Below are 12,753 nucleotides of genomic sequence, written 5' to 3' on the forward strand. Positions count from 1 at the left end.
TGTGCTGAATGTGATTGCCGACTGGCCGATAAACCGGGTCAGTGAGCTACTGCCGTGGCGTATAACACTGCCAACAGAATAACTTACTCGACCTTAGTCAATACGGCCTTCGTTGGACGCTTACAATAAGGTGGCTTTGACAGAGTTTTGTATAGGTTTAACGATGGTGTGGTGTCGGGTTTTCCCGGCACTGCATTTCAATAGGCAGAGGATTATTCTAAATGACAGATAAAATCGAGCTAGATAAGAAATTTCAGGACCTGCCTGAGTATGTGCAAGTCTGTGCATCTGAAGCACTGAGGAATGTGCTTAGCAGTCAAGGTGCGGATGCTGACGCCAGCTACTCCGAGAATATTGGTCGCAACATTAAGAAAGCATTTATCGCGTCATTCGAAGGTGAAGGCGACGCATCAAAAATCGATATGGAGCTAACTGAACACCAAACAGCCCTATTCGATGCCCTGACCAAATTACAGCAGAAGTTTGCGTTAGGCATTGTGAAGGGGCTTAGCCAAATTGATGCATACAAGCAAGCAGGCGGGAAGGCGAAGAAGGATGAGACGGCTAGTGCGTGTGCCAGCGAAATCCTAACCAATCCTAAGGTGAAAGCCTTCATTGACGAAATGAACAAAGAAGCCATCTCAGATGCCGTTATGACGAAGCAGGAAGCCCTTGAGCGGCTTTCATCGTTAGGCCGAGTATCTTTGTTCGACTTGGCGGAGTTTCGCAACTCACAGGTCGGAGAGGACGAAGAAGGCAAGCCGGTTTATCAGGCCACTTGGAGCTTCAAGGATTCCTCTCTGCTTAGGCCGGAAGACATGGCCGCAATCTCTGAGTTAACCGCTGGCCCGCAAGGCTTGAAGATAAAGCTTCATGACCCGAAGGCGGCGATTAAGCAGCTTGGCGAACTGCAGGGCTGGGAAGCACCGAAGAAAACCGATCTGAATGGCAATATCGCAATAACCACGCTGACAAAAGAAGAATATAAAGCAGCTCGACAGGAGATGTTGGAGGATGACGACTGTTGAGCAGCGGAACTACGCCCGCAAGATAGAATGTGAAGAGGACGGTCTGTATTTCAGTCGCTACTTCTTCAAGCAACGCACCAACGGAAAAATGATTGTCGCCCCTCACCACAAGGTCATCCAGGAGACTTTAGATAGGGTGGTAAGTGGTGAAATCCAACGCCTGATAATTAACGTTCCACCCGGTTACACCAAGACAGAGATGGCGACCATCAACATGATCGCCCGCGGCATTGCTCTTAATGCTCGCGCCCGCTTCATGCATTTGTCTTACTCACACAACCTTGCACTACTCAACTCATCAACCGCTCGCGCTATCGTCAAATCGAAGCTGTATCAGGCCATGTGGCCGATGACACTACGCGATGACTCAGACAGCAAGGCGATGTGGTGGACGGAACAAGGTGGTGGTGTTTACGCATCATCCGCTGCGGGGCAAGTTACTGGCTTTCGTGCCGGTCACATGGAGCCTGGATTTCAGGGGGCATTGATTATCGATGATCCGGTGAAGCCGGATGACGCTTACTCTGAAACGGTACGTGATGGCGTAAACAACCGGTTCAACGAAACCATCAAGTCACGCCTGGCCGTCGAAACGACACCGATGATAGTCATCATGCAGCGCATCCACTATCACGACCTCAGTGGTTACCTGTTGCGCGGTGGCTCCGGAGAGAAATGGCATCACCTAAATCTCCCGGTGATTATCGACAACAGTCAGAGTTACGCCGAGCAATATCCAGACAACACCCACGCGATACCAATCGACCACGGTTTGCCTGATGGCTGGCTATGGCCGTTCAAGCATAACGAATCGCACCGGGTTGCGCTGTTCTCACATCGCCGAACCGCTGAAGCGCAGTACATGCAGAAGCCTCGCAGGTTTAACTCTGAGGGTGCTCTATGGGATGAGGCGATGGTTGCCGCAGCTCATAGCCTGGACATCCACTTGCCGCTCAGTCGCACTGTAATTGCAATTGACCCGCAAGCTACCAATAGCGAAGACAGCGATGAAACCGGGATTGTTGCAGCGAGTGCGTACGGTGGCGGCAAAGAGCGGCTTTATTCGCTTGATGGCGACTACAGCGGAAAGTACAGCCCGAACGGCTGGGCAACGAAAGCGATCGACGCTTACACCACGCATGAGGCCGACGCCATTGTCATCGAAACCAACCAGGGCGGAGACATGGCGGAGGAAACTCTTCGCAATGCTGGCTTCACTGGGCGGATCATTCGCGTTCATGCGAGCAAGGGTAAGTTTGCCCGAGCCGAGCCAATATCTGCGCTTTATTCGCAAGGCCGCGTTGCACACCATGGAAACCTGTACCAAGTCGAAAACCAGTTCCTGGAATACGTTCCAGCAACAGCCAAAAAATCGCCTGACCGCCTGGACGCCGCTGTGTGGGCTCTGACTGAGTTAAGTCAATCATCATCAGGCCTCAACATGAATCCCGAAACTGTCAAGCAGGCAGTATCCCGTAGAGCGGCTCGTCGTAGCCTTCGCTGAGAATCTCATGACAAAAAGAAAAAACAGACGCCAGGCTGGTGACGCCCGGCGCAGATTCTCGTTGTCTCAGGCGGCGAGAGATAAGGTAGAAACGTATAGCCAAATCATGACTCCATCCGAAATTAAGAAAATCTATGGTCCAGCCAAAACGCTAGGTGCTCCGAGAGACGCGGTGATAGCAATGGACCATGCTTTCGATAATTCCGGTGCATATACATTACTGCAACACGCGATTGACATGGGGCAAGGTCCAGGCTTGGCTCCTTCGTTCATGGGCTACGCAGCACTGTCCTCATTAACGCAAAACGGACTGATCCGCGCTTGCGTTGAGACGGTCGCTGATGACATGACCCGCGAGTGGATCGAGATTGAGGCCGCCGACACAAACGGCAATGGCGAAAGCTCCGATGAGAAAAAGGAAATTGAGGATGCGATGGTGGACTACGAAGTCCGCAGCATCTTCCATCAAGCAGCGGAGTTTGATGGGTATTTTGGCGGTTGCCTGATTTATATCGATACCGGGGCCACTGATGAACAGTTGCTAACCCCGCTCGACACAACGGATAAATCGGCTGAGCTGCAGAGGTTCAAACGGTTTACGGTCATTGAGCCGATTAACATTTTCCCCGGCAACTACGAAAGCCTTAACCCGCTGAGTCCGCGTTACTTCAACCCGGAAACGTGGTGGGTGCTGGGTAAGCAGGTTCACTCTTCGCGCCTTATCCGTATCTGCGGCAATGAAGTGCCAGTGATGCTGAAACCGGCATACAACTTCATGGGCATTCCGCAAGCCCAGATACTGTACGACTACGTGCTCCACTTCCAGGATGCTCGGCAGGCCTCTTCTCGGCTGCTTGAGAAGTTCTCACTGACGGTGCTAAAAACCGATATGGAGGACATTCTCACCAACCCAAATGGAACCAGTAGCCTTGATGGTCGATTGGCCTACATGGCCGCTTACCGTTCCAATGATGGCGTCCTTGCGGTTGATAAAGAACTGGAGGACATAGTCAACATCGTGACGCCGATCTCCGGTGTTACCGAAATCGTTCGCCAGCAGCTTGAGTTTATCGTCGCCATTAACCGCACCCCCGCAGTTAAGTTGATGGGGATTTCCCCGGCCGGATTTAACACGGGCGACTCTGACATCAAGAACTACAACGACCACATTTCCTCACAGCAGGAAAAGGTTCTCCGCAAAGGAGTTCAAAAGGCGTTGGACATCATCCAAATCGTCAAGCTCGGCAAGCTTGATAAATCGGTCAAGTTTAAGTTCGTGGGCTTGAACGAAGAGGATGAGAAGGCGGTTGCAGACATTCAACTGGTTAAAGCGCAAACGCGGCAGATTTATGCTGACCTTGGCAGCGTTGACCCGATGGAAGTTAGGAAAGCTGTGGCTGAGGACCCTCAAACGCCATTTGCTGGCTTAGATGCAGATGAAGAACCGGAGATAATCAATGGCGAAGGTTCGGGCGACGAAAACAGCCAAGTCTACATCCCCCAACGCGGGACTGGAGAAGCAGTACAGGGAGAAACTGCAAGAACTGATTAGCGAGATGTCAACGTCCGTCAATTACTGGATATCCGCAGAGTACCGTAAGCAGGAATCGGAGATTGTAGGCGACGCCTCACCAGGGAAAGCACTCAGCAGCAAACTGATTTCTGTGATGGCAACCTGGCGCGAGAAGTTCGACAAGAAAGCCGAGTCGATCGCGCTGTGGTTTGTCCGTCGTTCGGATGCGTACACATCCAGGTCGGTCAGCAATAAGCTTCGGGCCGAGGGGATGACCGTCAGTATGCAGATCACTCCCGAGGTTCAGACCGTTCTTGATAGCCTGTACGAAACTCAGGTCGGGCTGATTAAGTCCATTCCTGAGCAGTACCTCACGCAGGTGCAAACGCTGGTTCAGCAATCAGTGACGAATGGCCGTGATGTTGGCTTTCTCAAGGAGGAGCTGAAAAAGCGTTATGGAATCACTGAGCGTCGGGCGAAAGTTATCGCTCGGGACCAGAACGCCAAGGCCTCGAATGCCATCTCAAGGGAGCGCTGCAAATCTGCCGGTATTACCCATGGTATTTGGGTTCACCGCGCAGGCGGCAGCAAAACCTATCGGCAATCGCATTTAAAAATGAACGGTGAGAAATTCGAACTGGCAGCGGGCTGCTATGACCCGCACGAAGGCAGGGAGGTCCACCCCGGCGAACTGATAAACTGCAAGTGCGATTTCAGGCCTGTAATACCGAAGCCGGGAGAAAACAATGACAATTGAGATTGAGAGCCATGAGATTGCCACTCTAAGGTTGCCCTCGCACACTTTAGCGGGTACCTGGATGAAGAGGGGCTTGGCGATGATGAGCACGGAAAAGAAATGGTCCGCCTATATCACGCCAATATCAACTCTATGCTAAAGAAGATCCAATCCAACGAAGGTGCCTAGCACCCGCAAAACAGTTAAAATGAACATGTGGTGAATGCGCAGGCTGATGCGCACCTGTAATAGCCAGATGGATGGGAATAGGAGACTTGGGACGTGGCTGAAAGTATGCCAGCGAATACCATCCGAGCCGGAGATCGGCACCGGCCACCACACCACAAACATCAGTGGCTAGGGTAGCTCCCGAAAAGCGGCTTCGTCACCGCCTGCCACTGATACCATGACGAGCAACTAGACGAGGTTGTTATGAATAAATTTATCAGCATTGAAGACCAGAAAAGGAATGACGCTATAGCTTCCCTGGTATCAAAAGAAAATGAAATCATCAAAGCTGCAATGGAAAGGCATTTTGGCAATGTGGATTTCGAAGAGAACATAAAGAAATGCACAGCAATCACCGATAATAAGTCCGGGGTAAGAAAGTTAATGCATGGGGATACTGTGCTTTGTGAGCTTTACCCATTTAGTTCCGCGCCCGATGGCGATTACCGCACCAAGTTTTCATTTAACTACAGAATGGCGGATTGATGATGAAACCCATGCGCACCCCATACGACTTCCATCTTGATAAGAAAACTCGGTTTTTGCCCCGAATAACACAGCCTATGCCATCGGAAGAAGTGATAGAAGCGATCAGCTTAATGCTGGCATCAGTCGCTAACAACACCAGACAAACGCTTGAATCGGTGAAAAACACATCCACAGTTGGCGTGGCTGGAAAGCATTATCCATGCAACCGGGCAATTGACATGGTTCGCTCGCGTGAAATCTCAATCGGTTACCGGTTGGATGTTGGCACTGGGCCCGCGAAGATAACTGATGTTGGCCTGCGTAACGATGACGGGAAGTGGCAATATTCCAGCGTTAGCGGGATATAGGTATCAATTGCGTTAAGGCGAGGTTGTTATGGAAAATGATTTATCAAAAGAGCTGAGCAAAGCAATAACCGATGCCGTCTCATCTGTCCTTAAGGAAAGGGGGGTTCCACACGCAGTTTTGCAGGCCAAAATCACGATTGATGGCGGTTCTGATTGGATGAAGTTTGCAGCAAACGTGTCAGGCACTGAATTTCTTGGTGGAGGTGGTGGTGTTGCATCTGGTGCCGTTGGCTCGCCTGGCGGAAAGCTAGATTAAGTTAATTTAATAACATCAAGGTCGCTAAGGTGAGGTTGTTATGGAAACCAATAAAAGCGAAGAGCAATTTCAGCTTGAAAAAGATGCCGCCCGTTATCGCTGGCTAAAAGACCAAGCCTGGCAAGAGGGCAGGGATGGTGGTTATGTGCAACTATACGCCTTCCCTTGCGTCGTAAAGCAATCCTATCCTGACATTAACTTCATCAGTTTAGATGAAGCTATAGATGCAAGATTGCAAAACAAATAGGTGAGGTTGCTATGCCAATTAGAAAGCACCGGCTCTGGGGTGAGGTTAAGATGGATGCGCACAAGAAAGAACTGATTAATAGACTTGAGGGCTTCCTTGAGCAGCTAAAGAGTGATGAGGCGTTAATCACCGAAGTAACCACCGACGGCGACGGGCTGGTAAGGATATCTGCGGAGATCCTCTGTTTTGCAGGATCGCCAGATTTCCCACGTTACCCAGAGAAAATATCAATAACATACCGCAAATAACAGGTCGCTCAGGCGGCCTTTTTTTATGCCTGAAATTTACCTAGCGAGGCCAGAATGAGCGGCATTCATTTCGAATCAAATCGGTTAGGCGATATTGCTGTCACGATTGTTAAGTGCGGCAACATTGAGGCCACCATGAAACAGGTTGGCAAGTGCAAAGCCATCAAATCACAAGGTCGCGGAAATGTCCGCCAGGCTAAAGCATTGGTCAGGGCATTACATAAAGACACTCAATAACGGGTAAATCATGGCAGTGCAAAAAAAGAAAGCCACCCGTAACTGGGCGGGCCGGGCGATCGCGTTTGACGAGGGTAGCCGTCGCCGGATTGATGAAAATGGCTACCTTCACGTTTCCCAGACTCACCTCACCAAAGAGCAAGTGGCTCCGTATTACGGCTATGAAATCCCTGGCTGTGAAGAACTTGGCCTGGACCCTGACCGAATCTATTACGGATACCGGTCGGGTGAGGAGCTGGAGAAGGCCAAGGACACATTCAGCAGCATGCCGCTGCTATGCATCCACAAACAGGACAGCGCAACCAATCCGCTCAAAGAGCACCGTGTTGGTTCAATTGGCACCTCTCCACTATGGGATGCTCCTTATGTTGACAACGCCTTGGTCGTCACCGACGCCTGGGCGATAGAGCAAATCAATAGCGACAAGCTGAAAGAAATCAGTTGCGGCTATTTTTTCGATCCCGACTTCACGCCGGGTGAATTTAACGGCGTCCATTATGACTTCGTGATGCGAAACATCCGGGGAAATCATGTTGCGCTGGTAAAAGAAGGTCGGGCTGGCCCCGATGTGTACGTCCACGACGCAATGCCGTCTAAACCAAAAAAGGTGCAAAAAACAATGCAACTTAACCGTAAACAGGTGGCAGTGCGTGCAACGCTGGCCGCTTATCTAAAGCCGCTCCTTGCGATGGATGCTGCTCCTGCAGATCTGACCAAGTTGGTCGGTTCTTATAAAAAACCTTCAACCCTGGCGCGGGCTGTGGTGCGCCAGTATGGCAATAAGCTTGCCCAAGACATGGAGATCGAGCCGGAAGAGTTGGCCGAACTGATGGAGGCGGCTGAGGAAGTTGTCGAGCCGGAAGAGGTTGTTGTCGATAACGCCGATGAAATGACTTACGACGAGGAAAACAGCGCTGAAAGCATCCGCGCCATGCTCGAAGGTAAGGTTCCTGATGAAGTGCTCGAAAAAATGCTGGCCGCTCTCACCGTTGTAGTTGGTGATGAGCTGACGGAAGAAGAAAAAGCCGAGACCGAGCGCCTGGAGAAAGAACGTTTGGAGAAAGAAAGATCCACTCCGGCGATGGACGCAAATACCATCCGCACGCAAGCCCTGACCGAGTCCAAGGCACACTTCAAATCGCTTAACGAGGCTGGCGGTAAAGTTCGCGGTCTGGTGGGCGAGGTTGATGTCATGGCCTTCGATAGCGCGGAAGATATTTACGGCCACGCTCTCAAGCAGAAAGGCGTCAACATCAAGCTGTACGACAAAGCGGCGTATAAGGGCATGGTTGACATGCTGGCGGCTAACAAGCCATCAGAGCCAGTCATTGCCCAAGACGCTGTTCCTGACACCTTCGAGGGCAAGTTTGCAGGCCTCGGCAACATCAAAATTTAATTAAGGGGCAATGCAATGGGCCTTCAAAAGCAAGTAAATCTGTATTACTCCGGTGCAGTTGCCGGTGACCGAGCATCGCACAACCCAGTTATCTACCTGCCGCGCAACCCGCTGGCAGAGGGCATTGTGTATGTCGGTCGGTTCGTGTTCAAAGGCACAGACCCTGAAAATCAGGTGAAAACCTCAGGCTCTGTTGTGGCGGGTTTCGTTGAGCACCTGCTCAATTACTACAACTTCACGCTGACATCTGGCGGCACTCTGGCTATTCCAGACGAAACGCCAGTAACCGTAGCAACGATTGGTGAGTTCTACGCCGCTTACACTTCAACCGCCCCGACCATCGGGCAGAAAGCGTTCGCCAACACCACTACCGGCGTTATCACTTACGCCGCCGCAGGGGCAACGGTTGCCGGTTCTGTTGAGACTGGCTTTGTTGTTAAAGAAGTTCGGGAAGAAGATGGCTTAGCCTTCATTTCCAACTGGACTCCCGCCGCCTAAACACTGAAATAATCCGCTCGTAACTGACACTGAAATAACTCGGTGGGCATTGTCACGTGCGGATGGAGAAAAAAATGAATATTTCGTTCGAACAAGCCAAGCGATACGGCTTTGATTTTGGCCGCAACGCTCGCGAGTGGATCACCAAAGACAACATGCCGCGCCTTATTCAAGACGCCGCGCTGATCACCCAGGCAAACACCACAATCCCTGCGGAGTTGCTGGCCTACATTGACCCGACGGTCATTGAAATCCTGACCGCACCACGCAACGCTCGCGAGCTGTACAGCGAAGAGAAGCGCGGCGACTGGACTACTCCGTATTTCAAATGGCGTGCCGATGAAGTAACCGGTAGCACCGCTGCCTATTCTGACTTCGGTCAGTTCGGCGTGGCAGGCGTTAACTCCGAATGGTTCACGCGTGAGCAATATCGCTTCCAGACAATCATCCAGTACGGTGACCTGGAGCAAGACATGGCCGCGCAAGCCAAAATCAACCTGGCGGCGGCTAAGCAGCGTTCTGCAGCAACCACTATCGATATCGACTCCAACCGGTTTTATTTGCTGGGCGTTGCCGGTAAAGAAATCTATGGCGTGTTGAACGATCCTAACCTGCCAGCGGCAACCACTCCGATCTCTGTTGGTGGCGTGACTGCGTGGTCTGGAAAAGACGCCATCGCGCGCTACAACGATGTGATCAAGCTGTTCACTCAGTTGGTCAATCAGCTGCAAGGCCTGGTTGATGAGAAGTCACGCATGAAATTGGCAAGCTCTCCTGCGCTGCGCGGGCTGCTGGCCGAGCCAACTCAGCTTGGTAAAACCGTGATGTCGATGCTGACGGAGTATTTCCCGAACATGGAATTTATTTCCCTGCCTCAGTTGGGTGCCGCGTCAGCGCCTGGCGCAGTAGAAACCATGATGCTGATCGCCCCTGAAATCCTGGGCAACCAAACCGGCCTGCTGGGCTTTGGTGAAAAGATCCGCATGGGCCGCATCGTTCCTTCGCTTTCCTCCTTCGCTCAGAAGGTCACCGGTACGACCTATGGTGGCGTTATTAAGGTGCCAGCAGCGGTCGCTCAAATGACTGGGATGTAATTATGGCGCGTCTACGTAAAACCACAGCCTCTGAGGAGGCTGTTTCTCTTTCTCAAGGAAACAAAAACATGTCCGATTCAGTTCACGTTCGATTGAAGCACCCTCACGGGATTGTGTTTGATATCTCCAAAGGTAAAAAAGTCGCCTTGTACGGCAGTGACTTCCGTCTGCGCGGGCTGGAAAAGGGCACTTTGACCTGCGGGTTTGGTAAGACCGTCGTACCTGCCGCTGACTGGGAAGAAGTTCTCGCCATGTATCCGGATCTTGTCGGTGACCTGGTTCGCAAAGGTACGCTTGTTCATCAGGCGGATGCCGCAAGTGCAGACGACAATGCCGCCGATAATCGCGGCGTCAAGCACGGTCGTGAGCCTGTCGATACCAAAAACGACAAGACAATCAAAACCGAAGAAGTCCCGGCTGGTGAGGCTGCATAATGGCGATTGTCACTTTTGACAGTGACGAATTCCTTGCTATCTACCCTCGGTTCGCTGGGGTTCTTTCCCCGGCGCAATTGCAAAACGCGTTTGATGTTGCCTGCCTGGTGCTTGATAACTCCGAAGGTTCGATTGTCCCTTACGACCCGGACAACGGCGTTAATGAGCGCAAGACGCTGCTCTACCTCCTGACGTGCCATATAGCCACCGTGGCGGTGTGGGGCATTAATGGGCAGGCAGGGCCAACGTCCAGCGCGTCTGAAGGGTCAGTGAGTGTCTCGTTTGCTGTTCCAGATGCAGCTTCATCCTCGTGGTTTAAGGCCACTCCGTGCGGGCAGATGTATTGGCAGGCAACACGTAAATACGTTGTTGGCGGTCGTTACGTTGCCAAGCGCTACTTCCATCCTTGGGGATAACCTATGGCTTCGATCTCTGGTGGTGATGCGCTGCTGAAGGTGCTTGCCGCGCTTTCTGATGTCCCAAGTATCACGATGAATGTCGGCGTCCTTGCGGGTGCCACAAACGAAGATACTGGCGAGTTAATTGCTCCATATGCCGCGGCTAACGAATACGGCACCCTAACAATCCCAGCCCGCCCGGCAATCAGGAATGCGGTTGCGGAAAAGACGGGAGACTGGGCCAGTCAATTGGCATCAGGGGTGAGCAACATTGCTGAAGATGCCGGGGCGGTTGATAAGGCATTCAATCAGCTTGGTCTGGTGATGGTGCAGGATATCAGGGACTCAATTGGCAGCAACATCCAGCCAGAAAACGCCCCATCCACGGTAGAAGCCAAAAAGAGGAAGGGCCGGGCCGATGCAAGCACCACCCTCATTGACTCTGGCAGCTATCAGCGAGCCATCGACTACGAGATCATCAAGGGGGAATAGTGAATCTTCACGGAATTGTCAGCGGTGCGATCGGCAGCGTTAACCCATTCGTTCCCGCCCAGATGAAAATCAGCAACGGTTACACCAAAGACGCAGCGTTTAAACAAGTCCCGGCATTTCACCCGCCGTTCGCCATTTCAGCCCAAATACAAGCCCTCACGAATTCAGACCTGCAACACATCGACGGCCTGAATATCCAGGGGATTGTAAGATCGGTTTATGCCGAGGGTGATTTCAACGGAGTTAACCGGCCACACGAAAAAGGCGGTGATTACATGCTGCTGAATGGCGAGGAGTGGAAGGTAGTTCAAGTGATCGAGACCTGGCCAGATTGGTGCAAATTTGTCATTAACCTGCAGGTGCCGACATGATTACCACAAGCGTAACAGAAGATGACCTGATGGCCGCCCTGGGCGGTTTTTTAACATCTGTGACCGGGTGGGATATCAATCAGGCGCAAGTGAATGATGTTCCGATGTCAAAGCGCGATTTCATCATGATGACCAGCATCACCGATGTCGCCCTATCTACAAACCGAAACTCCTACACCGACACGCCAAGCGTTGGCACTGAAGATATCGCCCGGTCTGTCAGGTGGGGAGTGCAAATTGACTGTTATGGCGAAAGGGCAAAAGACGTAGCAAACACAATCGCAACGCTGATGCGCAGCGAGTATGCATGCACTTATCTAGCCGGAAGCCCAATCAAGCCGCTCTATGCCGGTGAGCCGCATAACACCACGATGATCAACGGCGAACAACTCTATGAGAGCCGTTGGACTGCAGACCTTTATTTCCAATTCAACCCGGTTGTCAGTGTACCAATGCAATTCATGGACAACATAAATGTCGGCCTTGTCGAGGTCGATGCAAAATTCCCACCGGAGAATGCATAAATGGCAATTCCTATTACAAAAGACGTGAAAATCAATCCGGGTGTGCTCTCTGCGGGCGGCACGGCACTTGATTTGAACGGACTGATTTTGACCGATAGCACTTATGCGCCGGTTGGGTCGGTTTTAAGTTTCACCTCTGACGAAGATGTCGGTAAGTATTTCGGCAGCGCATCGCAAGAAATGGCGATGGCCTCCATCTACTTCTCTGGCTACAAGGGATCGACCAAGCAACCTGGCTCACTCCTGTTCTCTAAATTCAATACTGATGACGTTCCGGCATTCCTGCGGTCGGCTTCAATGGGTGATGTAACCCTTGCGCAACTGAAATTGCTGACCGGGACTATTATCCTTACCGTTGACGGTACTCAGGTGACCTCTACCAGCATTTCTCTGAGCGCTGCAACCAGCTTTGATAATGCGGCCACGCTGATTAAGACCGGCATTGGCACAAGCGTGAATGTCGCTTGGGACTCTATCGTCAAGGCCTTCGTGATTTCCTCGGCTACTGACGGCCAAGACAGCACCATCACATTTGCAGGCGGAACGCTGGCCCCTGGCTTGAGACTGCGTGAGGTTGATGGCGCGGCTATTAGGCGACAATTACTCTGACCTCTGTCGCGTCAATTACTTTGGCCGATTTGTAAGCTAAGCGTCCGATTTCCCAACTAATGGAGAGGTTGTGGCGCTTAACGACAAGCAGGTCAATCTCTATA

General features: G+C 51.7%; 20 protein-coding genes. All 20 read left to right on the forward strand.

Annotated features, from left to right (window positions below; genetic code table 11):
• Positions 1-82, forward strand: an 82-nt coding sequence (locus ACMV5H_RS23940; protein ID WP_414822631.1) for a hypothetical protein, incomplete at its 5' end; no start/stop codon positions are given.
• A 139-nt stretch (positions 83-221) separates the two neighbouring features.
• Positions 222-1,028, forward strand: a complete 807-nt coding sequence (locus ACMV5H_RS23945) for a terminase small subunit (protein WP_414822612.1) — start codon at positions 222-224, stop codon at positions 1,026-1,028.
• The gene (locus tag ACMV5H_RS23950; RefSeq protein WP_414822613.1) at positions 1,015-2,532 is read left to right on the forward strand and encodes a DNA-packaging protein; all 1,518 of its coding nucleotides are present in this window, start codon (positions 1,015-1,017) and stop codon (positions 2,530-2,532) included. Before ACMV5H_RS23945 ends, ACMV5H_RS23950 begins: the two co-directional genes overlap by 14 nt.
• A 7-nt stretch (positions 2,533-2,539) precedes the next feature.
• On the forward strand, positions 2,540-4,084 hold the full coding sequence (locus ACMV5H_RS23955; RefSeq protein WP_414822614.1) for a DUF1073 domain-containing protein: 1,545 nt from the start codon (positions 2,540-2,542) through the stop codon (positions 4,082-4,084).
• Positions 4,085-4,088: 4 nt separating this feature from the next.
• On the forward strand, positions 4,089-4,802 hold the full coding sequence (locus ACMV5H_RS23960) for a phage minor head protein (protein WP_414822615.1): 714 nt from the start codon (positions 4,089-4,091) through the stop codon (positions 4,800-4,802).
• 411 nt (positions 4,803-5,213) lie between these two features.
• On the forward strand, positions 5,214-5,495 hold the full coding sequence (locus tag ACMV5H_RS23965) for a hypothetical protein (RefSeq protein WP_414822616.1): 282 nt from the start codon (positions 5,214-5,216) through the stop codon (positions 5,493-5,495).
• Positions 5,495-5,845: a hypothetical protein gene (locus ACMV5H_RS23970; protein ID WP_414822617.1), complete on the forward strand. Its 351-nt coding sequence runs from the start codon at positions 5,495-5,497 to the stop codon at positions 5,843-5,845. The genes ACMV5H_RS23965 and ACMV5H_RS23970 overlap by 1 nt, the downstream gene beginning before the upstream one ends.
• Before the next feature lie 28 nt (positions 5,846-5,873).
• Positions 5,874-6,101: a hypothetical protein gene (locus ACMV5H_RS23975; protein ID WP_414822618.1), complete on the forward strand. Its 228-nt coding sequence runs from the start codon at positions 5,874-5,876 to the stop codon at positions 6,099-6,101.
• Between the two features lie 40 nt (positions 6,102-6,141).
• Positions 6,142-6,348: a hypothetical protein gene (locus ACMV5H_RS23980; protein ID WP_414822619.1), complete on the forward strand. Its 207-nt coding sequence runs from the start codon at positions 6,142-6,144 to the stop codon at positions 6,346-6,348.
• An 11-nt stretch (positions 6,349-6,359) separates the two neighbouring features.
• Complete coding sequence (locus tag ACMV5H_RS23985; protein WP_414822620.1) at positions 6,360-6,596, forward strand: hypothetical protein; 237 nt, start codon at positions 6,360-6,362, stop codon at positions 6,594-6,596.
• 54 nt (positions 6,597-6,650) lie between these two features.
• The gene (locus ACMV5H_RS23990) at positions 6,651-6,833 is read left to right on the forward strand and encodes a hypothetical protein (protein WP_414822621.1); all 183 of its coding nucleotides are present in this window, start codon (positions 6,651-6,653) and stop codon (positions 6,831-6,833) included.
• Between the two features lie 10 nt (positions 6,834-6,843).
• Positions 6,844-8,229: a DUF2213 domain-containing protein gene (locus tag ACMV5H_RS23995; RefSeq protein ID WP_414822622.1), complete on the forward strand. Its 1,386-nt coding sequence runs from the start codon at positions 6,844-6,846 to the stop codon at positions 8,227-8,229.
• 15 nt (positions 8,230-8,244) lie between these two features.
• A complete protein-coding gene (locus tag ACMV5H_RS24000) occupies positions 8,245-8,727 on the forward strand; it encodes a hypothetical protein (protein WP_414822623.1) in 483 nt (160 codons plus the stop codon).
• Between the two features lie 74 nt (positions 8,728-8,801).
• Positions 8,802-9,821: a hypothetical protein gene (locus ACMV5H_RS24005; RefSeq protein WP_414822624.1), complete on the forward strand. Its 1,020-nt coding sequence runs from the start codon at positions 8,802-8,804 to the stop codon at positions 9,819-9,821.
• A 2-nt stretch (positions 9,822-9,823) separates the two neighbouring features.
• A complete protein-coding gene (locus tag ACMV5H_RS24010) occupies positions 9,824-10,255 on the forward strand; it encodes a hypothetical protein (RefSeq protein WP_414822625.1) in 432 nt (143 codons plus the stop codon).
• Entirely contained in the window at positions 10,255-10,671 is a 417-nt protein-coding gene (locus ACMV5H_RS24015) for a DUF4054 domain-containing protein (RefSeq protein ID WP_414822626.1), read from the forward strand. The genes ACMV5H_RS24010 and ACMV5H_RS24015 overlap by 1 nt, the downstream gene beginning before the upstream one ends.
• Before the next feature lie 3 nt (positions 10,672-10,674).
• Positions 10,675-11,145 carry a hypothetical protein gene (locus ACMV5H_RS24020; protein WP_414822627.1) on the forward strand — a complete coding sequence of 157 codons (471 nt, stop codon included), beginning with the start codon at positions 10,675-10,677 and terminating at the stop codon, positions 11,143-11,145.
• Positions 11,145-11,516, forward strand: a complete 372-nt coding sequence (locus ACMV5H_RS24025; RefSeq protein ID WP_414822628.1) for a phage collar protein — start codon at positions 11,145-11,147, stop codon at positions 11,514-11,516. The genes ACMV5H_RS24020 and ACMV5H_RS24025 overlap by 1 nt, the downstream gene beginning before the upstream one ends.
• Positions 11,513-12,040: an LIC_12616 family protein gene (locus ACMV5H_RS24030; RefSeq protein ID WP_414822629.1), complete on the forward strand. Its 528-nt coding sequence runs from the start codon at positions 11,513-11,515 to the stop codon at positions 12,038-12,040. The genes ACMV5H_RS24025 and ACMV5H_RS24030 overlap by 4 nt, the downstream gene beginning before the upstream one ends.
• Complete coding sequence (locus tag ACMV5H_RS24035; protein ID WP_414822630.1) at positions 12,041-12,649, forward strand: DUF3383 family protein; 609 nt, start codon at positions 12,041-12,043, stop codon at positions 12,647-12,649.
• The last annotated feature ends 104 nt before the right edge of the window (positions 12,650-12,753 follow it).

Source organism: Serratia sp. N21D137, assembly GCF_047530005.1.
In the GTDB taxonomy this organism is placed as follows: domain Bacteria; phylum Pseudomonadota; class Gammaproteobacteria; order Enterobacterales; family Enterobacteriaceae; genus Chania; species Chania fonticola_B.